Consider the following 24,008-nt stretch of genomic DNA (forward strand, 5'->3'; position numbering starts at 1 on the left):
GGGGGGGGGGGGGGGTGGGGGGGGGGGGGGGGGGGGGGGGGGGGGGGGGGGGGGGGGGGGGCGGGCGGGGGGCGGGGGCGGGCGAAGGGCGGGGGCGGGGACGCCTCGACGGTGCCGCGGGCGGGCGGTGCGAGACTGGGACGTGCTCTCGGACGTGCGTCTCGACCTGCCCGTACGACCGGTGCTGCCGGAGGTGGTCGCGGCGCTGCGCGGGACCGGCACCGGGGTGCTGGTCGCCCCGCCAGGCACCGGCAAGACCTCCCTCGCCCCGCTGGCCGTGGCCGACGAGGTCACCGGGCGCGTGCTGGTGGCCCAGCCGCGGCGGGTGGCCGCCCGCGCGGCGGCACGCCGGATGGCCGCGCTGCTCGGCGAGCCGCTCGGCGAACGGGTCGGCTACGCCGTGCGCGGCGAACGCCGAAGTGGGCCACGGACCCGGGTCGAGGTGGTCACCACCGGGCTGCTGGTCCGTCGCCTGCACCGCGATCCCGAGCTGGCCGGAACCGGCGCCGTGCTGCTCGACGAGTGCCACGAGCGGCAGCTCGACGCCGACCTGGCGCTCGCGTTCGCCGTGGAGGCCCGGGCGGCGCTGCGCCCCGACCTCTGGCTGCTGGCGATGTCGGCCACCCCGGAGGCGGACCGGTTCGCCGCCCTGCTCGGCGGCGGGGGCGACCCGGCGCCGATCGTCCGGGCGTCCTCGGCCCTGCACCCGGTGACCCGGATCTGGGCGCCGCCGCCCCGGCCGGTGGCCGCGCCCGGCGCCGGCCCGGTCGACCGGGGCCTGCTCGACCACGTCGCGGCGACGGTGCGCCGGGCGCTGCGCGAGCGCGACGGGGACGTGCTGGTCTTCCTGCCGGGGGCCGGCGAGATCGCCGCCGTCGCCGGCCGGCTGGGCGACCTGCGCGACGCGGTGGCCGTCCTCCCGTTGCACGGCCGCCAGCGCGGCGCCGACCAGGACGCCGCACTGCGCCCGGCCGACCGGCGACGGGTGGTGCTGGCGACGTCGGTCGCGGAGAGCAGCCTGACCGTGCCGGGCGTCCGGACGGTGGTGGACGCCGGCCTGTCCCGGGTGGCCCGGATGGACCTGGCCCGGGGCTTGGGCGCACTGGTCACCGTCGGCGTGTCCCGGGCTGCGGCCACCCAGCGGGCCGGCCGGGCGGGCCGGGAGGCGCCCGGGCACGTGTACCGCTGCTGGTCGGCGGCCACCCACGAGCGGCTGGCCGCGCAGCCCGAGCCGGAGATCGCCACCGCCGACCTGACGGGCTTCGCGCTGGAGCTGGCCGCCTGGGGCTCACCGGACGGGTCCGGGCTGGCCCTGCCCGATCCGCCTCCGGCCGCGTCGATGGCGGTGGCGCGGGAGACCCTCGCCACCCTCGGCGCGGTCGACGCCGACGGCCGGATCACTGACCGGGGGCGGGCGATCGCCGCGGTCGGGGCCCACCCCCGGCTGGCCCGGGCGCTGCTCGACGGGGCGGAGCGGGTGGGCGCGGACCGGGCGGCGGAGGTCGTGGCGGTGCTCGCCGAGGACACCGCCGCCGGGCCGGGCGACGACCTGACGGCGGCCTTGCGCCGGCTCCGCACCGGCACGGACCCGGGTGCCACGGCCCGCTGGCGTGCGGAGGTACGCCGCCTGCGCGCCGCCCTGCCCGAAGCACTGGCGGGACGGCCCGACCGGGCAACCGAAGCGCCGGCGCAGCGGCCCAACCCAGCAGCCGAAACACCGGCGAGGCGGCCCGATCGGGCGACCGAGGCCCCGGCGAGGCGGCCCGACCCGGCCCCGCTGACCGATGACCTGGCCGCCGGGCTGCTGGTCGGGCTGGCCCACCCGGAGCGGCTGGCCCGGGTCCGGCGGCCGGGCGGCTCGGCGTACCTGATGAGCGGCGGGACCGCGGCGGAGCTGGCGCCCGGGTCGGGCCTGGCCGGCGCCGACTGGCTCGCGGTCGCGGTGGCGGACCGCTCCCCCGGCGCGCCGACCGCCCGGGTGCGGCTGGCCACCCCGCTCGACGAGGCGACCGCGCGGGAGGCGGGCGGGGCGCTGGTGCGCACCGAACGGGAGGTCGGCTGGTCCGGTGCGGACGTGGTGGCCCGGGAGGTGCTCCGGCTGGGCGCGATCGAGCTGGTCGAACGACCGATCGACCGGCCCGCTCCGGACGAGGTGGCCGCCGCCCTGCTGACCGGGCTGCGCCGTACCGGGCTCGGGATGTTCACCTGGACCCCGGCGGCGCGGGCGCTGCGCGAGCGGATGGCGTTCTGCCGGCACGCGCTCGGCGGCGACTGGCCCGACGTGGGCGACGAGGCGCTGCTCGCCGAGGCTTCCGCCTGGCTGGGGCCGGAGCTGGCCGCCGCCCGTCGCCGGTCCGACCTGGCCCGGGTCGACGTCGCCGGTGCGCTGCGCCGGCTGCTGCCGTGGGCGCTGGCGGCCCGGCTGGACGAGGTGGCGCCGGAGCGGATCGCCGTGCCGAGCGGATCGCGGATCCGGCTCGACTACGCCGACCCGGCGGCGCCGGTGCTCGCCGTGAAGCTCCAGGAGACCTTCGGCTGGCGGGACGCGCCACGGGTCGCCGACGGCCGGGTGCCGGTGCTGCTGCACCTGCTCAGCCCGGCGGGACGGCCGGTGGCGGTCACCGCCGACCTGGCGTCCTTCTGGCGCACGGGCTATCCGCAGGTGCGCTCGGAGCTACGCGGCCGCTACCCGCGCCATCCGTGGCCGGAGGACCCGACCACGGCCGCGCCCACCCGGCACGCCGCCCCGCGTCGCCGCTGAGCTGGTCGGCCCGGCGACGTCGCTGAGCCGGGCCGCCCCGCTTCGCGCGTTCACTCCTCCACGACGTCGGCCACGACCACCGTGACGTTGTCCGGCCCGCCGGCGCGCAGCGCCAGGTCGATCAGCCGGCGGGCGCACTCGGCCCGATCCGGGGACTCGGCGAGCACCTCGGCGAGGGTGTCCGGCCGGACGACGTTGGACAGGCCGTCGCTGCACAGCAGCCAGCGGTCCCCGGCCACGGGCACCATCGTCGCGTACGCCGGGGAGACCTCGTCGCCCTGCAACGCCTGGGTGACCACGGCCCGGCGGGGGTGGCTGCTGGCCTGGTCGGCGGTGATCACGCCCTGGTCGACGAGCATCTGCACGAACGTGTCGTCGCGGGTGATCTGCTTGAGCACGCCCTCCCGGAACAAATAGGCGCGGGAGTCGCCGACGTGGGCGAGGGCCAGGCAGCTGCCCGTCCGGGCGAAGAGCAGGGCGGTCAGGGTGGTGCCCATGCCCTGCCGCTCCGGATCCTCGGCGACCGCCTGGCGGATCCCTGTGGTCGCCACCTCGATGCCGCTCTGCAACGCGGCCACCAGCGCGTGCTCCGGGGTCTCCACATCCAACGGAGCGACCGCGTCGATGGCGATCGAGCTGGCCAGGTCGCCGGCCGCCATCCCGCCCATGCCGTCGGCGACGGCGACGAGCCAGGTGCCGGCGTGCAGGGCGTCCTGGTTTCCACTGCGGATCAGCCCACGGTCGCTCGTTCCCACGGAACGCAGCTTCAGGGTCATGGGTGGCAGCCTGCCAGGCGGAGGGCGCAGTTGTCTCTAGGAGATCAGGACCTCGGCGCGTCGCGCGGCGAATCTCACTGTCCGTGGCCCTTTCGGGCGACTCCCCTACCATCCAGCCGGATCGATTGACAGCGTGCCCGGGCGCTGGAACCATCAACTCGACCTGGGAGCGCTCCCAGAACCGCCACCACCTGTCCCGTCCCCCGCAGTCGTCCGGAAGGACCACCCGTGACGCCATCCCGACGCCGCCTCGCGCTGCTCGCGGCCGCGACCACCCTCGCCCTGACCGGCACCGCCGCCGGCGCGGCCCACGCCGAACCGCCACCCGACGCTCCGGAACAGATCGACAACGGCGACTTCAGCGCCGGCGTGTCCCCCTGGTTCTCCTACGGCACCGGCCCGCTCGGCGTGACCGACGGCCGGCTCTGCGCCACCGTGCCCGGCGGTCTGGCCAACCCGTGGGACGCCGGCATCGGCCAGGACGGCGTGCCGCTGGTCGCCGGGGCCGAGTACACCCTCGGCTTCGACGTCTCCGCCACCCCCGGCGCCGCCGTCAAGGCCGTCCTGCAACTGGGCACCGCCCCCTACACCACGTACGCCAGCGTGGACGCCACCGCCAGCGGCACCGCCCAGCGGTTCGAGAAGACGTTCACGGTTCCCGAGGCGAACCCGGCCGCCCAACTGATCTTCCAGGTCGGCGGTGCCGCCGCCGAGCAGACCGTCTGCCTGGACGACGTCTCGCTGCGCGGCGGCGACCCGCCCGAGCCGTACGTGCCCGACACCGGCCCACGGGTGCGGGTCAACCAGGTCGGCTACCTGCCCGGCGGGCCGAAGAACGCCACCGTGGTGACGACGGCGACCGAGGCCCTGCCCTGGCAGCTCAAGTCGGCCGCCGGCACGGTCCTGGCCAGCGGCACCACCACCCCGCGCGGCGTGGACGCCGCCTCCGGGCAGAACGTGCAGACGCTCGACTTCTCGTCGTACCGGACCCCGGGGGCGGGGCTGACCCTCACCGTCGACGGCGAGACGAGCCACCCGTTCGACGTCTCCGGCACCCTCTACGACCGGCTGCGCTCCGACGCCCTCCAGTTCTTCTACGCCCAGCGCAGTGGCATCGCCATCGACGGCGACCTGATCGGCGCGGAGTACGCCCGCCCGGCCGGCCACCTCGACGTGGCACCCAACAAGGGCGACACCAACGTGCCCTGCCAGCCGGGCGTCTGCGACTACTCGCTTGACGTTCGCGGCGGCTGGTACGACGCGGGCGACCACGGCAAGTACGTCGTCAACGGCGGCATCGCCACCTATCAGCTGCTGAACACCTTCGAGCGGACCAGGACGGCGGCCACCGCCGGGCACGGCGCCGCCCTCGGCGACAGCACGCTGCGGGTGCCCGAGCGCGGCAACGGCGTGCCGGACGTCCTCGACGAGGCCCGCTGGGAGCTGGAGTTCCTGCTGCGGATGCAGGTGCCGGCCGGCAAGCCACTCGCCGGGATGGCCCACCACAAGATCCACGACCGGAACTGGACCGGTCTGCCGCTCGCCCCGCACGCCGACCCCGAGCTGCGCGAGCTGCACCCGCCGTCCACCGCCGCCACCCTCAACCTGGCCGCCGTCGCCGCCCAGTGCGCGCGGTTGTTCGCCCCCTACGACGCGGCCTTCGCGACCCGCTGCGGCACGGCGGCGAAGACGGCCTACGCCGCGGCGAAGGCCAACCCGACGCGGTACGCCAGCCCGGCCGACAGCACCGGCGGCGGCGCGTACGACGACACCAACGTCACCGACGAGTTCTACTGGGCCGCCGCCGAGCTCTACCTGACCACCGGGGAGCAGGCGTACCTGGCGGAGGTGACCGCGTCGCCGCACCACACCGGGGACGTCTTCGACCCGCGCGGCTTCGGCTGGCAGGGCGTCGCCGCCCTGGGCCGGCTCGACCTGGCCACCGTGCCGAGCGGGCTGCCGGCCGCCGACCTGGCCCGTGTCCGCGCCTCGGTGACGGCCGCCGCCGACGCCCACCTCGCCGAGCTGAACCGGCAGGCGTACGGGCTGCCGATGCCGGGCGACGCCGGCAGCTACTTCTGGGGCGGCAACAGCAACGTCATCAACAACGCGGTCGTGCTGGCCACCGCCTTCGACCTGACCCGGGACGCGAAGTACCGCGACGGCGCGGTGCAGGCGATGGACTACGTCCTCGGCCGCAACGCGCTGAACATCTCGTACGTCACCGGGTGGGGCGAGCACGCGGCGGAGAACCAGCACAGCCGGATCTTCGGCCACCAGCTCGACCCGAGCATGCCGAAGCCGCCCGCCGGATCGCTGGCCGGCGGCCCGAACGCCGCCCTCCAGGACCCGTTCGCCGCCAAGCTGCTCGCCGGCTGCAAGCCGATGTTCTGCTACGTCGACGACATCAACTCGTACGCGACAAACGAGGTGGCGATCAACTGGAACTCGGCGCTCGCCTGGATCGCCTCGTTCCTGGCCGACCAGGGTGACTCGGCGGCGGTTCCCGCCCCGACCTGCGCGGCAACCTACACCAACTACGGCACCTGGCACGGCGGCACCGGGTTCACCGCCCAGGTGACCGTCCGCAACACCGGTACCAGCGCGATCGACGGTTGGGCGGCCCGGTTCGCCTTCACCGGCGACCAGAAGGTGCGCGAGGCGTGGCTGGCGAAGACGACCCAGGCCGGGGCTACCGTGACGGCCCGCAACGAGTCGTACAACGCCCGGATCGCCCCCGGCGGCTCGGTCACCTTCGGCTTCAACGCGGTGACCGGCGGCGGCGCCAATCCGGCACCCGGTCTGATCACCGTCAACGGCGCGGCCTGCGCGCTCTCCTGACCCGAGCCGGGTCCGGGCGGACCGCCGCCCGGACCCGGCCCGGCCGTGGCGCGCCGTCCCACCGTCGATTTCGGTGGACGGCGCGCGGGGCGTACGACAGGGTGGCCGGCATGGACGACAGGGCCGGCACGGACGACGCGCAGCGGCGGGTGTGGGGGCGGCTGCCGGACGGCGCGCGGGCCGCCTTGGCCGGCCTGTCCCCGGCGGACCTGCGCACGCTGCTGCTGGCGGTGGCCCGGGACCGGGCGGCGGCGGTCGCCCCGGCGGAGCTGGTCCGCCGCTGGCGGACGGACCGCTTCACCCGCCCGGCGACCGTCGACCCACGTGCGCTCGCCGAGGTGGAGGCCCGACTGTGGCAGCTGCTGCCGGCCGAGTTCGCGGGCGTCGAGCTCTCCCCCGTCGTGCCGCTCGGCACCTGCTCGGCGGTCGCGCCGGTGAGCCAGAACCGGATCGTCACCACCCTGCGCGCCACCGAGGTGCTCAGCGACCCCACCAACGCCCTCGCCGTCGAGGCGGCGGTGCGCCGCCGCGCGCAGCCGGCTGACGGCACGGTGCACCTGGCCACCTGCCACCGGGTCCTGCGGGCGCAGGACTTCGGCCCGGAGGTGTCGGCCCACTTCCGGCTCTTCGCACTGGTCTCCAGCGCCCGCGACGGCGGCTCGGGCCGCACCGAGGCCCGGCTAATCACCCTGCACCTGGCGTACTGGCGACGGGTGCTCGCCACCCTGCTGCCGCCGTCGGCGGCGGCCCGGCTGCGGCTGACCGTGCTCGACGGCCGCGTCGTCGGCGAGCGGATCGAGGACACCGTCCGGCCGGCGCTCGGCCCGGCGGGCGTACCGCTGGTGGACGAGCCGGAGCGCCGGCGCGGCCGGGGCTACTACGTCGACGCCGCGCTGCGGATCACCGCGGGCGACGGCGCCGACGAGATCGAGCTCGGGGACGGCGGCCTCACGGACTGGACCGCCCGGCTGACCAGCGACGGCAAGGAACGCTGTCTGGTGTCCTGCCTGTCCACCGAGCGACTCGCGGCACTGACCGGGGCCCCCGCCAGCGACGGCGAGGGCGACCGCGAGGGCGAGGGCGGCAGCGAGGACGGTGGCGGCAGCGAGGACGGTGGCAGCGGCAGCGGCGAGGTCGCGGCTTCGCGCCGGCACGGGGCTCCGGCGCCGGTCGGCGAGTGAGCCGAGCCTCCCCCGGATATACCCGCCGGCACGCTGTCGAGCTGCCCGCACAGATGGGGCAGAGGCCGCCCAGAATGCGTCGGCGGACGTCCGGGCGCTCCGAGTGGACGCTCCGACGGGAGTCCGGGTACTCCGGCCGGGCCCGCCGACGGAAGTCCGGACGCTCTGACCGGGCACTCCGGCCGGGCCCGTCGACGGAAGTCCGGACGCTCTGACCGGGCACTCCGGCCGGGCCCGTCGACGGGAGTCCGGGCACTCCGGCCGGGCGTCGACGGAAGTCCGGGCACTCCGGCCGGGCGCGTCGACCGGAAATCCGGGACGGCCTCGTTCACCGCCACGCGCAGGGCGGTGGTCCTATCGGCGGGGCAGCTCGACAGCGCCGACGGAGCAGGCTGGCGGGCGGTTGAGCTGCGACCTTGATCTCCGACGACGCCACCGCCCGCGAGCGGCCCATGCGATTCAAGCGGCCCTTTCGACACGCACGATTGGGACGGCGGCGCCGACAGGCATCGTCAGGCATCGAAGCGCGCCGGTGTAGCAGCATGGTCGCCATGACCGAGCAGCGGATCCCGACCCTGCGTCCCGGCGACCCCGCCGACGCGCCCGCCGTCCTGCGGTTGCTCGACGACGCCACCGTCTGGCTGGTGACGCGGGGTCGCACCGGCCAGTGGGGCACCGAGCCGGCCTCGACCGACCCGCGGCGGATCGCGCAGGCCGACGCGTGGGCGAGCGGCGGCGGGCTGTGGCTGGCGATGCTGGCCGACCGGCCCGTCGGCGCGCTGGTGGTGGGGGCGGCCACCGAGTACGTGCCGCCCGCCACCGAACCCGAGTTGTACGTGAACCTGCTGGTCACTGACCGGGCGCGCGCCGGATCGGGTATCGGCGGCCGGCTGCTGACGCACGCCGCGGACCTGGCCCGGGAGCGCGGGCTCGGCCTGCTCCGGGTGGACTGCTACGCGGGCGGCGACGGCGCGCTGGTCCGCTGGTACGAACGGCAGGGCTTCACCGCCACCGACCCGTTCACGGTGCGGCGCCCGGGCCGCGACCCGTGGCCCGGGCAGGTCCTCGCCCGCCGCCTGCCCTGACCGGGCCGGCACCGCTGCAGCCGGCACCGCCCGGCCGGCCCCGCTCAGCCGGCGGGACGCAGCTTCGGCAGCACCTCGCTGCCGAACGCGTCGATGAACCCCCGCTGCTCCTGCCCGACGTGGTGCAGGGCGATCTGGTCGAAGCCGAGGTCCAGGTACTCCTCCAGCCAGCCGACGTGCCGGCCGAGGTCGGCGGAGACGTTCACGACGTCGTGGACCTTCTCCATCGGCACGTCCCGCGAGACCACGTCGAAGTGCTCCGGGGTCTCCAGGTCCCAGCAGACCGGCGGCGCGAAGACGTTGCTGCGCCACTGCTCGTACGCGAGCCGCTCGGCCTCGGCCTGCTCCGGCGCCCAGCTCACGTGCACCTGGAGGTGCAGTGGCCCGCGCCCGCCGGCGTCCCGGTACGCGTCGATCATCTGCCGCAGGTGCCCGGTCGGGGCGTTCACGGTGATCAGCCCGTCCGCCCACTCGGCGCACCAGCGGGCGGTGGCCACGCTGACCGCCGCCCCGATCAGCGCCGGGGGCTCCTCCGGGCGGGTCCACAGCTTCGCCCGGTCCACCCGGACCAGGCCGTCGTGGCTGACCTCCTCGCCGGCCAGCAGCGCGCGGATGACGTCGACGCACTCGCGCAGCCGGGCGTTGCGGACCTCCTTGCGGGGCCAGCCGTCGCCGGTGATGTGCTCGTTGCTCGCCTCGCCGGTGCCGAGGGCGGCCCAGAACCGGCCCGGGTACATCGCCCCGAGGGTGCCGATCGCCTGCGCGATGATCGCCGGGTGGTAGCGCTGGCCGGGGGCGTTGACCACCCCGAACGGCAGGTTCGTGGCCTGGAGCGCGGCACCGAGCCAGGCCCACGCGAAGCCGGACTGGCCCTGCCGCTCGCTCCAGGGCGCGAAGTGGTCCGAGGACATGGCGGCGTCGAAGCCGGCACGCTCGGCGTGGATCACCGCCTCCAGCAGGGCGCGGGGAGAGATTTGCTCGTGGGACGCGTGGAAGCCGAACACCGTCATGGCGTCACTCCGTACCCACGACGGCCTCCGGCCACGCCGACGAAGCCTGGCCGGGTGCTACTCCGCGTGCGCCCCGGCACCGGCGGAGGCCGCTCCCTCGCCCACCCAGACGGTCTTGGTGTTGCAGAACTCCCGCATGCCGAGCGCGGAGAGCTCCCGGCCGTAGCCGGAGTTCTTCACCCCGCCGAAGGGCAACTCCGGGTAGGACGTGGTCATCCCGTTGACGAAGACGTTCCCGGCGTCGAGGTCGGTCGCGAAGCGCTCCTGCTCCTCGGGGTCCCGGGTCCAGGCGTTGGCGCCGAGGCCGAAGGAGGTGCCGTTGGCCACCTCGACCGCCTCGTCGTACGACGACACCCGGTAGAGGCCGGCGACGGGGCCGAAGACCTCCTCGGACCACATCCGCATCTCCGGCCGCAGGTCGGTGACCACGGTCGGCGGGTAGAACCAGCCGGGACCGGCGGGTTGTTCGCCGCCGCAGAGCACGGTGGCGCCCTTGTCGACGGCGTCGCACACCTGGGCGTGGATCTCGTCGCGCCCGCCCTCGCTGGCCAGCGGGCCGACGTCGGTGCCGGAGTCCATCGGGTCGCCGACGCGCAGCGCCGACATGTTCGCGGCGAACCGCTCGGCGAAGGCGTCGAACACGTCGGCGTGCACGATGAACCGCTTGGCGGCGATGCAGGACTGGCCGTTGTTCTGGCAGCGGGCGGTGGTGGCGACCTCGGCGGCCCGGTCCAGGTCGGCTGAGGGCATCACCACGAACGGGTCGCTGCCGCCCAACTCCAGCACTGTCTTCTTCAGCTCCCGGCCGGCGATCTGGGCGATCGACCGGCCGGCCGCCTCGCTGCCGGTCAGCGTCGCCGCGCGTACCCGCGGGTCGCTGAGCACCCGGTCGACCTCGGCCGAGCCGACCAGCAGGGTGGTGAACGCGCCCTCCGGAAAGCCCGCGCGGCGGAACAGGTCCTCCAGCAGCAGCGCGGTCTGCGGCACGTTGGAGGCGTGCTTGAGCAGCCCGGTGTTGCCGGCCATCAGGGCCGGTGCGGCGAAGCGCATCACCTGCCAGAGCGGGAAGTTCCACGGCATCACCGCGAGGACCGGCCCGATCGGCTGGTAGCGGACGAACGCCCGGACGGCCTTGACCGCTCCCGCGTCGGCGGGCTCGTCGGCGAGGAACCCGGCCGCCCGCTCGGCGTAGAAGCGACACGCCGAGGCGCACTTGGTGACCTCGGCCTTCGCGGCCGCGTACGTCTTGCCCATCTCGGTGGTCATCAGCCGGGCGGTCTCGTCGCGCTCGGCCTCCAGCAGGTCGGCGGCCGCGGTCAGCCAGCCGCCACGCTGGTCGATCGTGGTGCCGCGCAACTGGTGGTACGCCAGGTCGGCGCGCTCGATCGCGGCGTCGATCTGCTCCGCCGACATCGGGTCGTAGCTCTTGAGCAGCTCTCCCGTGGCGGGGTTGGTGGTCGCGATGGACATCTCGTACTCCTGTCACTCGAAGAGTGAGTGGCGGGCGCCCGGCTCCTCCCGGCGGCGGGCGGCGCGGCGGCGCTGGATGATGATCAGGTCGACCACGGCGACGACCGCGAGGACCACGCAGACGATCCCCAGCCACGCCAGGTCGACCCGGAACGCCAGCACCGCGAACACGACCATGGTGACCAGCCCGAAGCTGGCGAGCAGGAGCCGCAGGTTGAGGGCGCTGTAGGCGTGGCCGACCGTGCCACGGGCACGCCGGGGCTGCGATCTCGTCATCATCCCGAGCTACCCCCGATCGGCCGGGTTAACCCGCCCGACGGGTCGGTGGCCCGGGTCACCCCGCCGGTGGGTTGCGTTACACCGGGGCCCGCTGAACCGACCGAACCGGGCCTGGCCGGGGAGGATGGTCGGCATGTCGACGACCCACGCGCTGCCGGTGACCGTCGCCGTCGCCCGGCGTACGGATCCCGCCCGGACCAGCGAGATGGTGGCCTGGATGCGGGCTGGCACCGCGCTGGCCGAGGCCTTCCCCGGCTTCCTCGGCTCCGGCTGGGTACGCAGCGCGCCCGGCTCTGGCGAGTGGCACGTGCTCTACCGCTTCGCCGACCAGGAGACGTTGCGCCGCTGGGAGGAGTCCCCGCAGCGGCACTGGTGGCTCTCCTCGGCGCAGGGCATCGTCGAACACACCCGGGTCGAGCGGCGCACCGGCATCGAGGGGTGGTTCGACCCGCCACGGGAGCACGCCGAGACCGCGCCGGTCCGCGCCGAGCCGGCGGTGCCGCCGTCCCCGCCGCGCTGGAAGCAGGCGGTGACGATCTGGCTGGCCTTCTTTCCGCTCAGCCTGACCGCGACGCTGCTCACCAGCCGGTTCCTCCCGGATCTGCCGCTGGGCGCCCGGGTCCTGCTGATGACCCTCACGCTGACGCCGCTGATGACCTACCTGGTGCTGCCCCGGATCACCCGGGCCCTGCACTGGTGGCTGCACGGCCAGCGCCCACCGTGGCGCCTGGCCCGCTGGCCCGTCAACCCCGACCAGCACGCCAACCCCGGCTAGCACGCCAGACCGTGCCGGGAGAAGCCCTCTGCCGCATAGCCGACAGCAACGGGTTGCCCCACCGTGCCCGCGCTTAGAGTTACCGCGCTGTCGCTCTACGCCGCGGGACTGGGGATGGTATGCCACGTCGACGCTGGGTCACCGTGGCCGCCTGCCTCTTGGCGCTGGCCGCCCTCGCCTGCGAGGGTGGCGGGGGCTCTGGCTCCCGCCCGCCCCGGGAGACCCCGTCGCCCGGCACTCCCGGCGGCATCGCGGCCCTCGGCGACTCGATCAGCACCGGCTTCGGCTCCTGCCTGGTGCTCGTCTCCTGCGAACGCAACTCCTGGTCCACGGGGGACGGGCTGCGCGTCGACAGCGTCTACCGGCGGCTGCTCGACCGCAGTCCGGCCATCCGGGGCCGGGCGCACAACCACGCCGACCCCGGGGCCCGCGCGGCGGCCCTGGAGGGGCAGGCCCAGCGGGCCGTACGCGACCGCGTCGACCACGTCACCGTGCTGATCGGCGCCAACGACGCGTGCCGGGGCGGCATCGAGGCGATGACCCCGGTCAAGCAGTTCCGGGCCGAGGTCGACCGCGGCCTGCGGGTGCTGCGGCAGGGCCGGCCGAAGGCGCGGGTTCTGGTGGTGAGCGTCCCCGACCTCTACCGGCTCTGGGAGGTCGGGCACACCGAGGCGCGGGCCGTCCGGGCCTGGAAGCGCGGCGTCTGCCCGGCGCTGCTGGCCAACCCGACCTCGACGGATCCGCTGGACCGGGCCCGCCGGGCGGCCGTCCGGGAGCGGATCGACGACTACAACGCCCAGCTCGTCGCCGCCTGCAAGGCGTACGGCTCGCGCTGCCGGCACGACGGCGGGGCGGCGCACCGGGTGCGGTTCGGCCTGGACCTGGTCAACCCGCTGGACTGGTTCCACCCCAACGCGGCGGGGCAGGACCGCCTGGCCGAGGTGGCGTGGCGCGCCTGGGGCCTGAGATCCTGACCCGCCGGCCCCGGGTCGGGGCCGGCGGAGTACGGGTCAGGGCCGGCGGGGTGCGGGGACTCCGGGGGCACCGTGCTGGCGGTAGAGGGCGCGGGAACGCTCGGCGAGATCCTTGGTGGCCGACGAGTTGGCCCAGGTGCCGAGGATGATGGCCGCCCCGGGCACCACCTTGGCGAAGACCCGCTTCGCCGCGCGCACGCCGGCCATCTGGGCCAGTCGCACGCCGAGGCGGAGCATCACCTTGCCGAGCGGGTTCTGACCGCCGCTGCCGAACAGGGCACCGGCCCGTTCCCGGCCGGCGGCCACCCCGAGCGCGAGCCGGGCGCTCTCGGCGACCTTGTGCACCTTCTGCAACACCAGCAGGTCGGTGGCCCGGTCGCCGTGCACCGGGTCAACGCCGTACGCGGCGGCGACGTGCAACACCATCCGGGCCTGGGTCCAGGCCAGCACACCCACGTCGATCACGGCGCCGGGCAGCCCGGCCGCGCCCGAGACCGCGCCGGAGAGCCGGGCGTGGTTGACGAACTTGCGGACGGCCTGTTCCGCCAGGGCGTCGGGTGAGGCCCCGGGCTGTTCGGCCCGGGCCCTTGCCGCCCACAGCGCCGCCTCCGGCCCCAGCCGGCGCACGGCCTCCAGGGCGAGGTGCTCCGGGGCGTACTGCGGATCCTCCCGCATCCGGTCCCAGAGCTTCAGCGGCGGCGCCTCGGTGGCCTCCTGCGTCGGTGCCGGAACCACGGCCGGTGGCTGCGGTCCTCCGGTCGCGGGCTGGCCGTCGGCGGACGCGGGATCGGTCACGGGTGTCTCCCGGGGGTCGGAGAGGTCGTCGGTGAGGGGGTCAGCGGCGGTGCTGGAGCTTGGCCGCGAGACCCTTCAGCTTCTGCTGGGTGCCGGGCTTGGCCAGCTCGCGCCGGCCGCGCTCGACCAACTGCTGCCCCTTGGGCGAGCGCAGGAAGGTGCTGATCCGCTGCATCAGAGACATGTCGTCCTCCTGTCGGTGGTGCCTGCTCCATGTGTACCTCGGAGAGACAACATCTGTACCCCGGACGCCGGATCGACAACCGTCCACTGTGGTTGATCAAGCTTACTGCCCGGCCTCCAGGACCGCCTCGACGACCTTGGTGGCCCGCCACTCGTGCTTGGCGTAGTGCTCCGGGTAGGCGGAGATCTGCACCGCCTGGGCAGCGTCGGTCAGCCGCATCTGCTGCCAGCCGGGCACCCGCGCCAGCGCGGCGAGGAACTGCCGGGTGGCGAACTCCGGGTCCATGAGCTGCCCGACCTCGCCCCAGCCGCTGCTGGAGCGTTGCTGGAACAGCCCGACCGAGTCGTGGTCCCAGCCGATGCCCTGGTGGGGGTAGTTCCGGGATTCCGGGAGCACCCCGCTGGCGACGTTGTAGAGGTTGCTCTCCTGCATCGCGGTGGCGACGGCGATCACCAGCGCCCGCCGGGGCATCTCCATCTTCCGCCCGGTGCGCACGATCGCCTCGGCGTTGTCCATCTGGGCGCCGTCGAGGCCGACGACCGGGGTCGGGTCGACCGGCTTGCGCGCGGTCCTCCTCGGTGCGGGGGTGGTGGCGTCCGGGTCGGCGGCGCGGGTGGGGCTGGCCGGGGCGGCGGGGACGCGCTCCGCGTCGCGGGAGGCCGGGTCCGGCTCGGCCCGCTCGGCGAGCGCGGAGGGGGCGGCGGCCGGGACCGGGTCGGCGGACCCGTTCCCCGCGCCCTGGGCGACGGCGGTCAGGCCGAGGCAGCACAGCACGCCGGCGGCGAGGGCGATCCGGGCCCGGGCCGGCCCGGGTGCCAGCAGCCGGGCGTACGTCGTGGCGGAACGCACGGCGGCGAACCGGCCGGACGAGGGGGTGTCGTCCGAACGGTCGACCGGGTCACCGGGGGCGCTCTGCTGGTCGAGGGTGCGGTCGTCAGGCATCAGCCGAGGCTAGGCACGCCGAAACTCCGATCACCTGGGGTGATCTCGTGGCATATCTCACGAAATAGCCCTGGTCAGCCGGACGCTCCGGCCGCGTCGGGCAGCCGAAGGGACGGATCTCGCGCACCCGGCAGACCTCCGGGTCGCCCTCACGCGCCCCATCCGGCCCGGAACACGGGCAAAACCCCGACATCCGTCCCTCGATCACCAAACTCCACCGTTCGGCCAGGGGGGATGTCATCCCAATGGACGTCCCTCGCCGCCCGGCGGTGGACTTGCGGGCATACAGCCCGATTACTGGTCACGGGACGACCCGTGGCGAGACCTGGCAAGGAATGCACGAGGATGGCGGGTACGTTCCCCGAACGGGGTGCCGTCCCCGCACGGCACCGGCGTTCGCACGACCAGGGAGGTCCGCACCGGTGCTCGACCCACACGAGCTCTACGAGCTCACCGACGATTTGCCCGACCTCGGTCAGCCGGTCCTGATCCAGACCCTCACCGGCTTCGTCGACGCGGGCAGCGCCACGCGGCTGGCCAGGGAGCAGCTGCTCACCTCGCTGGACGCCCGCCCGATCGCCCGGTTCGACGTCGACCAGCTCTTCGACTACCGCTCGCGCCGCCCGGTGATGACCTTCGTCGAGGACCACTGGGAGGCGTACGACGCCCCGGAACTGGAACTGCACCTGCTGCGCGACGACGACGAGACCCCCTTCCTGCTGCTCACCGGCCCGGAGCCGGACCTGCAGTGGGAACGCTTCGTGGCCGCGGTGGCCGGGCTCTCCGCGCGGCTGGACGTCCGGCTCACCGTGGGGCTCAACTCCATCCCGATGGCGGTGCCGCACAGCCGGCCCGCCGGGGTGACCGCGCACGCGACCCGCCGCGAGCTGATCGCCGGCTACGAGCCGTGGCTGCAGCGGGTGCAGGTGCCGGGCAGCGTCGGGCACCTGCTGGAGTACCGCCTCGGCGAGCTGGGCCGCGACGCGCTCGGCTTCGCCGCCCACGTGCCGCACTACGTGGCGCAGACCGAGTACCCGGCCGCCGCCGAGGTGCTGCTCGCCTCCGTGTCCCGCAGCACCGGGCTGCTGCTGCCCCGCGACGGGCTGCGCTCGGCGGCCGAGGTGGTGCGGGTGGAAATCGACCGGCAGGTCGCCCAGACCGACGACGCCGCCCAGCTCGTGCAGGCCCTGGAGGAGCAGTACGACGCGTTCGCGCGGGGCCGGGGCGAGAAGAACCTGCTCGCCGCCGAGGCCGGGCCGCTGCCCACCGCCGACGAACTCGGCGCCGAGCTGGAGCGTTTCCTGGCCGAGCAGACCCGCCCGGGCGACACCCCGGGCACCTGACGCGGCGCCGGGGGCGCGGATGGGGCAGGCTGGTCACATGCGCCTGGCGACCTGGAACGTGAACTCGGTGAAGGCCCGCCTGCCCCGGCTGCTGGACTGGCTGGCCGGCACCGGGCCCGACGTGGTCTGCCTCCAGGAGACCAAGTGCCCGGACGGCTCCTTCCCGGTGGCCGAGGTGGGCGAGCTGGGCTACGAGGTGGCCAGCCACAGCGACGGCCGGTGGAACGGGGTCGCCATCCTGTCGCGGGTCGGCCTGGCCGACGTGGCGGTGGGGTTCCCCGGCGAGCCCGGGTTCCCCGAACCGGAGGCCCGGGCCATCTCGGCGACCTGCGACGGGGTCCGGGTCTGGTCGGTCTACGTGCCGAACGGCCGGGCTCCGGACGACCCGCACTACGCGTACAAACTGGCCTGGTTCGCGGCGCTGCGGGACGCGGTGGAGACGGAGCTGGCCGGCAGCCGGCCGCTGGTGGTCAGCGGTGACTTCAACGTCGCGCCCACCGACGCCGACGTCTGGGACCCGGCCCTGTTCACCCACTCCACGCACGTCACCCCGGCAGAGCGGGCGGCCCTCGCGGCGCTACGCGACCTGGGGCTCGCCGACGTGGTGCCCACCCCGATGAAGGGCCCGCACCCGTTCACCTACTGGGACTATCGGGCGGGGATGTTCCACCAGAACAAGGGCATGCGGATCGACCTCGTCTACGCCTCGGCGCCCTTCGCGCGGGCGGTCCGCTCGGCGTACGTGGACCGGGAGGCCCGCAAGGGCAAGGGCCCCTCCGACCACGCGCCGATCGTGGTGGACGCCGACCTGGTTCCGGCGGTCGAGTCGTTCTGAGCCCGGTGCCCGTGGCTAGGGTGGGAGTCATGGCAGTCGTGAAGATCAACGCGATCGACGTCCCGCCCGGCGCCGGCGAGGAACTGGAGAAGCGGTTCGCCGCCCGGGCCGGAGCGGTGGAGAATTCCCCCGGTTTCCTCGGCTTCGAGCTGCTGCGTCCGGTCGCCGGCGAGAACCGCTACTTCGTCTACACCCGCTGGGAGAGCGAGGAGGCCTACCAGGCCTGGGCCACCGGCCCGTCCCGCGCCGCCCACGCCGGCACGGGCGAGAAGCGCCCCCCGGTCGCCTCCGGCGCCACCCTCCTGGAGTTCGAGGTGGTCCAACAGGTCCCACCCCGCCCCTAACCCCTCCCTCCCTCTTCCCCTCCCCCGCCCCCACGCGTTGATCATGGCGTTAGCGGCGAGTTCGATCTCCATTAGTGCCGCTAACGCCATGATCAACGGGGTCAGGCGGGACGGGGGTCGGGTCGGGGGGCGGGGTTAGGGGGTGTGGGAGGTGAGGAGGGTGGCGAAGGCGATGATGTTGTCGGCGTAGCCCGTCCGGCCGCCGAGCCAGTCGCCGCCGCAGGTGATCAGGCGCAGGCCCGGGGGGCCCTCGTCGCCGTAGACCCGCTCCGCCGGCAGCCGGTCCTTGGGGAAGTGCTCCACCGAGTCGACCCGGAACACCACGACCGAGCCGTCGGCCCGGGTCACCTCGGCCGTGTCGCCCGGGCGCAACTTGTGCAGGTCGTAGAAGACCGACGGGCCGTCCCTGGTGTCGACGTGCCCGACGATGACCGACGGACCGGGCTCGCCAGGGGTCGGGCCCCGGTCGTACCAGCCGGTCTCGTCGGCCCGCTCCAGCGGCGGGACGGCGATGGACCCGTCCCGGGCCTGCCCGACGGGCGCCACCGGCGCGGACACGTTGATCGCGGGGACCGACAGCCGTACGGGCCGGCTGGCCGACAGCGCCCCGCTCTCGCTGCGGGCCGGCCGCTCCTGCCCCCCGCCGGCGGCCCAGTCGAGCGGCCCGGCAGTGCGCCCCAGCCCCGCGCCGGTGGCGAAGACCCCGGCCAGCACCAGCACCACAGCCAGCGGCACCGACCAGGGACGACGCCCGGGCGGCCGGGGATCCCGGGCCGTCGCGGCGGTGGGGCGCGGGGCGGGCGAAGGGGCCATGACCGGCCTCAGCGACGGGCGGTACGCGGCCGACGTGCCGCCCGTACCGCGAACACGATGCCGGTCACGGTCAGCGCGATGCCACCGGGGATCAGCAAGCCGCCGGTGACGCCGCCGGCACCTCCGCCGAACCCGGTCGCGGGGCCGCGAGCGGGAGGCCCGGCACGACGGTCGCGACTGGGCTTCACGGCCTTCACGACCTGGAGCATGGTCGAGGCGGTCTCGCCGTCGCGGCACTCCAGCTTGATCCGGTAGTTGCCGGGCCGGGTGCGCTCCCGCACCATCGGCGCGGCGGTCAGCGTGGAGCCCTGGGGCTGCACCTGCACCCGGCCGAAGGCGTCCGAGACCACGGTGGCGGGCACGGAATTGTCCCGGCAGCTGGCCCGGATACCGACCAGGAAGCCGGGCTCCACCGTGCTCGGGCTGACCTCCACGAAGACGGTCGGCCCGGGCGGCCCCGGCTGGGGTGCACCCACCGGCACGGCGCGGGCCGGCGTGGTCGCGAGCAGGGGACCGACGAACACGGTCGCGATCGCCAGCGCCACTCCCCCGCGGTGCACCGACACGACGCCCCCTCCCGGCGCGTTGGGGCAGTGCCGGGCATCACCAGGCACCCGGTCTGCCGTACGGGATGGATCCTCTCATCCCCGGGCGAACATCACATCCGATCCGGCGCGATCGTCGCGTACGCTCGGGTCGCTGTGACCTCCATCGACTCCGCCGCCGCCGTCCCCGCGCCGCCCGCCGCCCGGACGATCCGGACCTTCCATCCGCGCCGTGGCCGGATGAGCAGCCGCCAGACCGACGCCCTGGACCGGCTCTGGCCGGTCTACGGCCTGCACGTCCCGGACCGCCCCGGCACGCCGGTGGACCTGACCGACCTGTTCGGCCGCGGGGCCCCGGTGGTGCTGGAGATCGGTTCCGGGATGGGCGACACCACGGCCGAGATGGCCGCCGCCGATCCGGACCGAGACTATCTGGCGGTCGAGGTGCACACGCCCGGAATCGCCAACCTGCTGGACCTGGTGGACCGGCACGGCCTGCGCAACGTACGGGTCGCGCAGGGCGACGCGCTGGACCTCGTCGCGGGCCTGCCGGCGGGGGCACTGGACGCCGTGCACGTCTTCTTCCCCGACCCCTGGCCCAAGTCCCGCCACCACAAGCGGCGGATCATCCAGCCGGCCCACGTCGCGCTGCTGCGTTCCCGCCTGGCGGCTGGCGGCACCCTGCACTGCGCCACCGACTGGGCCGAGTACGCCGAGTCGATGCGGGAGACCCTGGACGCCGATCCCGAGTTGGTCAACGCCCACGACGGCTTCGCGCCCCGCCCCGCGCACCGCCCGGTCACCAAGTTCGAGCGGCGGGCCCTGCGCGCCGGCCGCCCCATCTTCGACCTGCTCTACCGCCGCCGCTCGGGTTAGGAAGGGCACCCTGTTAACGGATTCCGTTGTACAGGGGGCCCTTCCTAACACCTCACCCGCCCGGGGCCGGTTGGCGCTCAGGGGCATGATCCAGGCACCATGGACGGGCTATGACGCTCACCGCCGCGCTGCCGACAAGCGCCGACCCCGACACCCTCTTCGACGCGTTCGCCGGCTGGGCGAAGGAGCGCGGCCTCGACCTCTACCCCCACCAGGAGGAGGCGGTCATCGAGATCGTCTCCGGCGCAAACGTGATCATGAATACGCCGACCGGCTCCGGCAAGAGCCTGGTCGCGATCGCGGCGCACTTCGCGGCCCTGGCCGACGACCGGACGACCTTCTACACCGCCCCGATCAAGGCGCTGGTGTCGGAGAAGTTCTTCGCCCTCTGCGAGATCTTCGGCGCGGACAACGTGGGCATGCTGACCGGCGACGCGAGCGTCAACGCCGACGCGCCGATCATCTGCTGCACCGCCGAGATCCTGGCCAACCTGGCGCTGCGCGAGGGCGACCGCGCCGACGTCGGCCAGGTGATCATGGACGAGTTCCACTTCTACGCCGAGCCGGACCGGGGCTGGGCCTGGCAGGTGCCGCTCATCGAGCTGCCGCAGGCGCAGTTCGTCCTGATGTCCGCCACGCTGGGCGACACCACCCGCTTCGTCGACGACCTGGCCCGGCGCACCGGCCGCCCCACCGCCGTCGTCCGCTCGGCCGAGCGGCCGGTCCCGCTCCTCTTCTCGTACGCGATGACGCCGCTGCACGAGACCCTCGAAGAGCTGCTGGAGACGAGGCAGGCACCCGTCTACGTCGTGCACTTCACCCAGGCCGCCGCCCTGGAACGCGCCCAGGCGCTGATGAGCGTCAACGTCTGCACCCGCGCCGAGAAGGACATGATCGCCACCGCGATCGGGAACTTCCGGTTCACCTCCGGGTTCGGCAAGACCCTGTCCCGGCTGGTCCGGCACGGCATCGGCGTGCACCACGCCGGGATGCTGCCCAAGTACCGCCGGCTCGTCGAGACCCTGGCCCAGGCCGGCCTGCTCAAGGTCATCTGCGGCACGGACACCCTCGGCGTCGGGATCAACGTGCCGATCCGCACCGTGCTGTTCACCGGCCTGTCCAAGTACGACGGGGTGCGTACCCGGTTGTTGAAGGCCCGCGAGTTCCACCAGATCGCCGGGCGGGCCGGGCGGGCCGGCTTCGACACCGTCGGCCGGGTGGTCGTGCAGGCCCCCGAGCACGTCATCGACAACGAGAAGGCGCTGGCCAAGGCCGGCGACGACCCGAAGAAGCGCCGCAAGGTGGTGCGCAAGAAGCCGCCGGAGGGCTCGATCGGCTGGGGCAGGCCCACCTTCGACCGCCTGATCGAGGCCGAGCCGGAGCCGCTCACCTCCAGCTTCCAGGTCAGCCACTCGATGCTGCTCAACGTCATCGGCCGCCCCGGCGACGCGTTCGCCGCGATGCGGCACCTGCTCACCGACAACCACGAGGACCGCGCCGCCCAGCGCCGGCACATCCGGCGCGCCGTCGCCATCTACCGGGCACTGCGGGCCGGTGGGGTCGTCGAGCAGCTCGACGAGCCCGACGAGGCCGGCCGGCGGGTCCGCCTCACCGTCGACCTCCAGCTCGACTTCGCCCTCAACCAGCCGCTCTCCCCGCTGGCGCTGGCCACTATCGAGCTGCTCGACGTCGAGTCCCCCGCGTACGCCCTCGACGTGCTCTCGGTGGTCGAGTCGATCCTGGACGACCCGCGCCAGGTGCTCTCCGCGCAGCAGTTCAAGGCCCGCGGCGAGGCGGTCGCCGCGATGAAGGCCGAGGGCATCGAGTACGAGGCGAGGCTCGAACTCCTCGACGAGGTGACCTGGCCCAAGCCCCTCGCGGAGCTGCTGGACTCGGCGTACGAGATGTACCGGCAGGGGCACCCGTGGGTGGCCGACCACCAGCTCTCCCCCAAGTCCGTCGTCCGGGACATGTACGAGCGGGCGATGACCTTCACCGAGTTCGTGCAGTTCTACGGTCTGACCCGGTCGGAGGGCCTGGTCCTGCGCTACCTCGCGGACGCGTACAAGACGCTGCGGCAGACGGTGCCCGAGGACGCCAAGACCGAGGAGTTGGTCGACCTCATCGAGTGGCTCGGCGAGCTGGTCCGGCAGGTCGACTCCAGCCTCATCGACGAGTGGGAGCGGCTGCGCAACCCCACCGACGCCGCCGAGGCCGCGGAGGCGCTGGACGACCGGGTACCGGCGGTCACCCGCAACGCCCGGGCCTTCCGGGTGCTGGTACGTAACGCCCTGTTCCGCCGGGTCGAGTTGGCCGCCCTGCGCCGCTGGTACGACCTCGGCGAGCTGGACACCGCGTCGGGCTGGGACGCGGACGCCTGGGCCGACGCGCTGGAGCCGTACTTCGAGGCGTACGACTCGATCGGGGTGGGGCCGGACGCCCGCGGCCCGGCGCTGCTCATGATCGAGCAGGGCCGGGAGCGGTGGACGGTCCGGCAGATCCTCGACGACCCCGAGGGCGACCACGACTGGGGGATCAGCGCCGAGATCGACCTCGCCGCCTCCGACGAGATCGGCGCCGCGGTCGTCCGGATCACCTCCGTGGGGCAGCTCTAGGACGCCGTTCCTTCCCGGCGGCTGAGTATCCGGACGGATGCGCGCGGGCAGGACGACTGGTCTGCTGGCGTCATGTCACCGCGCATTGTCGTCACCGGGCGGACGCCCGGCCGGGCCGGTCGGTGGGCCACGGGCGCCGGCGGGCTCCTGGCCTGCCTCGTCGTGCTGTCGTCCGCCGGATGCGCCCGCTCCAGCCACGACACCGCGCGAGCCGAGGTCATGACGCGGGCCGAGCAGGTCGCCCACGAGACCGAGCCGTGGGCCACCGACTCGCTCAGCATGCGCGGCTGGGCGAGCAACCAGTCGGTGCTCGACCGCCTCGTGGCCGGGACCGGGGGTGAGCGCCTCGACTCCTCCATCCACGACCCTGACGCACACGGGGTGGGGCTGCTGGCCACGGTCGAGGTGGTGATGGTGGGCGTCGCGTCCGACGGTTGGGGAAGCGAGCCGACGCACCACAACATCTGCGTACGTTTCGAGGTCCGGCGGGAGGCCACGGGGCCCCGCGAGATCACCCCGGAGGCCGTCGGATGTCCGCGCCGGATCCCGGCCACCCAGGCACCGCGCTGACCGACCGGCGTGGCGATCCGCCGGGACGCGAGAGACCCCTCCAAACCCTGGGAGATGTCACACCCGTCGATTAGAATGTGTGTACTAATCGAGGTCGCTGACCTGGGAGGACGCCCGTGACCACGCCCGCTTCCGCCCCACTCACCCCCTACGCCACGCTGCTCGGCTTCACCCGCTACGTCGACCGCACCGGCCCGACCAAGGCCACCTTCGTCGGGGGCCTGCGCAAGCAGCGGGCCAGCCGCTCCGGCTTCAACCCGCACGGCCAGTTCGTCAAGGCGCTCAAGGCCGACATCGCCTTCCACACCGGCGGCACCCACCTCGACCAGGTGGTCGACGTGGTCAAGCCCCGCTGGCGCCCGCTCTACCAGGCCCTCGTTCCCGGCGCGACGGCCTGGCTGCACTCGCTCGGCGACCCGAGGGCCGTCGACCTCGCCCAGACCCGCGACGCGCTCGCCATGCTCGGCGACCTACCCGTCAAGATCAACCCCCAGTTCGGCGTACGCCACGCCGACGGCCGCGTCGAGGCCGTCCGCCTGCACTTCGACGAGGCCCCGCCCAGCGAGGAGGCGGCGCTCGCCACCCTGCACCTGATGGCCCGACACATGGACGTGGTGCTTCCGCACGCCGAGCCGGTCCTGGTCGACGTCCGCCGGGGCGAAGCCCACCGGATGCCCGCCGACGCCCGCCCCGAGCAGATCGAACGCTGGCTGGCCGGCGAGGCGGCCGCCTTCCAGGCCATCTGGGCCACCGCCGCCTGACCCGCCCGCCCACCCACACCACCGACGCCCCGCTCCGCACGCCCCACGCCCCACGCCCCGCTCCGCACGCGTCACGCCCCACGCCCCGCTCCGCACGCCCCACGACGCGTGACGCGTGACGCGTGACGCGTGACGCGTGACGCGTGACGCGTGACGCGTGACGCGCGTTTGAAGATCGCGCTCGATCCAGGAAGTAGTGGCCTCTCCACGGTGGAAGGCCACTACTTCCTTGT

At 74.4% G+C, this 24,008-nt stretch carries 22 protein-coding genes; 13 read left to right on the forward strand and 9 right to left on the reverse strand.

The genetic code is table 11. The features are described from left to right. The first annotated feature begins 142 nt into the window (after window positions 1–142). The gene (gene hrpB, locus ABZ809_RS32485; RefSeq protein WP_357566499.1) at window positions 143–2,761 is read left to right on the forward strand and encodes an ATP-dependent helicase HrpB; all 2,619 of its coding nucleotides are present in this window, start codon (window positions 143–145) and stop codon (window positions 2,759–2,761) included. 50 nt (window positions 2,762–2,811) lie between these two features. Here hrpB and ABZ809_RS32490 read toward each other — a convergent pair whose 3' ends face one another. Next, window positions 2,812–3,537: a protein phosphatase 2C domain-containing protein gene (locus tag ABZ809_RS32490; protein ID WP_357566472.1), complete on the reverse strand. Its 726-nt coding sequence runs from the start codon at window positions 3,535–3,537 to the stop codon at window positions 2,812–2,814. 228 nt (window positions 3,538–3,765) lie between these two features. On the opposite strand from ABZ809_RS32490, the gene ABZ809_RS32495 reads away from it, so the two are divergent. The 3 genes from ABZ809_RS32495 to ABZ809_RS32505 all read left to right on the forward strand — a co-directional run bounded on the left by ABZ809_RS32495 (window position 3,766) and on the right by ABZ809_RS32505 (window position 8,644). Continuing rightward, the gene (locus ABZ809_RS32495) at window positions 3,766–6,378 is read left to right on the forward strand and encodes a glycoside hydrolase family 9 protein (RefSeq protein WP_357566473.1); all 2,613 of its coding nucleotides are present in this window, start codon (window positions 3,766–3,768) and stop codon (window positions 6,376–6,378) included. Window positions 6,379–6,488: 110 nt separating this feature from the next. Further along, window positions 6,489–7,559, forward strand: a complete 1,071-nt coding sequence (locus ABZ809_RS32500) for a hypothetical protein (RefSeq protein WP_357566474.1) — start codon at window positions 6,489–6,491, stop codon at window positions 7,557–7,559. Window positions 7,560–8,110: 551 nt separating this feature from the next. Then, window positions 8,111–8,644, forward strand: a complete 534-nt coding sequence (locus ABZ809_RS32505) for a GNAT family N-acetyltransferase (RefSeq protein WP_357566475.1) — start codon at window positions 8,111–8,113, stop codon at window positions 8,642–8,644. A 44-nt stretch (window positions 8,645–8,688) separates the two neighbouring features. Here the strand turns inward: ABZ809_RS32505 and ABZ809_RS32510 are convergent, their stop codons facing one another. The 3 genes from ABZ809_RS32510 to ABZ809_RS32520 are packed head-to-tail and all read right to left on the reverse strand — an operon-like array spanning window position 8,689 to window position 11,400. After that, window positions 8,689–9,654 (reverse strand): TIGR03885 family FMN-dependent LLM class oxidoreductase, encoded by a 966-nt coding sequence (locus ABZ809_RS32510; RefSeq protein ID WP_357566476.1) that lies wholly within the window; start codon window positions 9,652–9,654, stop codon window positions 8,689–8,691. 57 nt (window positions 9,655–9,711) lie between these two features. Further along, entirely contained in the window at window positions 9,712–11,124 is a 1,413-nt protein-coding gene (locus ABZ809_RS32515; RefSeq protein WP_357566477.1) for an NADP-dependent succinic semialdehyde dehydrogenase, read from the reverse strand. Between the two features lie 12 nt (window positions 11,125–11,136). Continuing rightward, window positions 11,137–11,400, reverse strand: coding sequence for a DUF6343 family protein (locus ABZ809_RS32520; protein ID WP_357566478.1), 264 nt, complete (start codon window positions 11,398–11,400; stop codon window positions 11,137–11,139). Between the two features lie 136 nt (window positions 11,401–11,536). Between ABZ809_RS32520 and ABZ809_RS32525 the strand changes: the two genes are divergently transcribed. Further along, window positions 11,537–12,178, forward strand: coding sequence for an antibiotic biosynthesis monooxygenase (locus tag ABZ809_RS32525; RefSeq protein WP_357566479.1), 642 nt, complete (start codon window positions 11,537–11,539; stop codon window positions 12,176–12,178). Between the two features lie 119 nt (window positions 12,179–12,297). Continuing rightward, window positions 12,298–13,152 (forward strand): GDSL-type esterase/lipase family protein, encoded by an 855-nt coding sequence (locus tag ABZ809_RS32530; protein WP_357566480.1) that lies wholly within the window; start codon window positions 12,298–12,300, stop codon window positions 13,150–13,152. Window positions 13,153–13,188: 36 nt separating this feature from the next. On the opposite strand, the gene ABZ809_RS32535 is transcribed toward ABZ809_RS32530, so the two are convergent. The 3 genes from ABZ809_RS32535 to ABZ809_RS32545 form a co-directional block, all read right to left on the reverse strand. Further along, window positions 13,189–13,887 carry an EcsC family protein gene (locus ABZ809_RS32535; RefSeq protein WP_357566500.1) on the reverse strand — a complete coding sequence of 233 codons (699 nt, stop codon included), beginning with the start codon at window positions 13,885–13,887 and terminating at the stop codon, window positions 13,189–13,191. A gap of 100 nt (window positions 13,888–13,987) precedes the next feature. Next, a complete protein-coding gene (locus ABZ809_RS32540) occupies window positions 13,988–14,131 on the reverse strand; it encodes a hypothetical protein (protein ID WP_357566481.1) in 144 nt (47 codons plus the stop codon). Window positions 14,132–14,233: 102 nt separating this feature from the next. Continuing rightward, complete coding sequence (locus ABZ809_RS32545) at window positions 14,234–15,073, reverse strand: peptidase M23 (protein WP_357566482.1); 840 nt, start codon at window positions 15,071–15,073, stop codon at window positions 14,234–14,236. A gap of 422 nt (window positions 15,074–15,495) precedes the next feature. Between ABZ809_RS32545 and ABZ809_RS32550 the strand changes: the two genes are divergently transcribed. From ABZ809_RS32550 to ABZ809_RS32560, 3 genes are read left to right on the forward strand one after another with little or no spacing between them, the layout of a single operon-like run. Beyond that, entirely contained in the window at window positions 15,496–16,416 is a 921-nt protein-coding gene (locus ABZ809_RS32550; RefSeq protein ID WP_357566483.1) for a PAC2 family protein, read from the forward strand. A 37-nt stretch (window positions 16,417–16,453) separates the two neighbouring features. After that, window positions 16,454–17,251 (forward strand): exodeoxyribonuclease III, encoded by a 798-nt coding sequence (locus ABZ809_RS32555; RefSeq protein WP_357566484.1) that lies wholly within the window; start codon window positions 16,454–16,456, stop codon window positions 17,249–17,251. A gap of 29 nt (window positions 17,252–17,280) precedes the next feature. Continuing rightward, the gene (locus ABZ809_RS32560) at window positions 17,281–17,595 is read left to right on the forward strand and encodes an antibiotic biosynthesis monooxygenase (RefSeq protein WP_357566485.1); all 315 of its coding nucleotides are present in this window, start codon (window positions 17,281–17,283) and stop codon (window positions 17,593–17,595) included. A gap of 135 nt (window positions 17,596–17,730) precedes the next feature. On the opposite strand, the gene ABZ809_RS32565 is transcribed toward ABZ809_RS32560, so the two are convergent. Both ABZ809_RS32565 and ABZ809_RS32570 read right to left on the reverse strand, forming a co-directional pair. Then, the gene (locus tag ABZ809_RS32565; protein WP_357566486.1) at window positions 17,731–18,408 is read right to left on the reverse strand and encodes a class F sortase; all 678 of its coding nucleotides are present in this window, start codon (window positions 18,406–18,408) and stop codon (window positions 17,731–17,733) included. 8 nt (window positions 18,409–18,416) lie between these two features. Beyond that, window positions 18,417–18,968, reverse strand: a complete 552-nt coding sequence (locus ABZ809_RS32570) for a hypothetical protein (protein ID WP_357566501.1) — start codon at window positions 18,966–18,968, stop codon at window positions 18,417–18,419. A 225-nt stretch (window positions 18,969–19,193) separates the two neighbouring features. Between ABZ809_RS32570 and trmB the strand changes: the two genes are divergently transcribed. The 4 genes from trmB to ABZ809_RS32590 all read left to right on the forward strand — a co-directional run bounded on the left by trmB (window position 19,194) and on the right by ABZ809_RS32590 (window position 23,775). Further along, complete coding sequence (gene trmB, locus ABZ809_RS32575) at window positions 19,194–19,829, forward strand: tRNA (guanosine(46)-N7)-methyltransferase TrmB (RefSeq protein WP_357566502.1); 636 nt, start codon at window positions 19,194–19,196, stop codon at window positions 19,827–19,829. A gap of 110 nt (window positions 19,830–19,939) precedes the next feature. Beyond that, window positions 19,940–22,444 carry a DUF3516 domain-containing protein gene (locus ABZ809_RS32580; protein ID WP_357566487.1) on the forward strand — a complete coding sequence of 835 codons (2,505 nt, stop codon included), beginning with the start codon at window positions 19,940–19,942 and terminating at the stop codon, window positions 22,442–22,444. A gap of 72 nt (window positions 22,445–22,516) precedes the next feature. Further along, window positions 22,517–23,014, forward strand: coding sequence for a hypothetical protein (locus ABZ809_RS32585; RefSeq protein ID WP_357566488.1), 498 nt, complete (start codon window positions 22,517–22,519; stop codon window positions 23,012–23,014). A 116-nt stretch (window positions 23,015–23,130) separates the two neighbouring features. Continuing rightward, window positions 23,131–23,775, forward strand: a complete 645-nt coding sequence (locus ABZ809_RS32590) for a hypothetical protein (RefSeq protein ID WP_357566489.1) — start codon at window positions 23,131–23,133, stop codon at window positions 23,773–23,775. Window positions 23,776–24,008 lie beyond the last annotated feature (233 nt).

The organism is Micromonospora sp. NPDC047074 (assembly GCF_040643815.1).
Lineage (GTDB): Bacteria > Actinomycetota > Actinomycetes > Mycobacteriales > Micromonosporaceae > Micromonospora.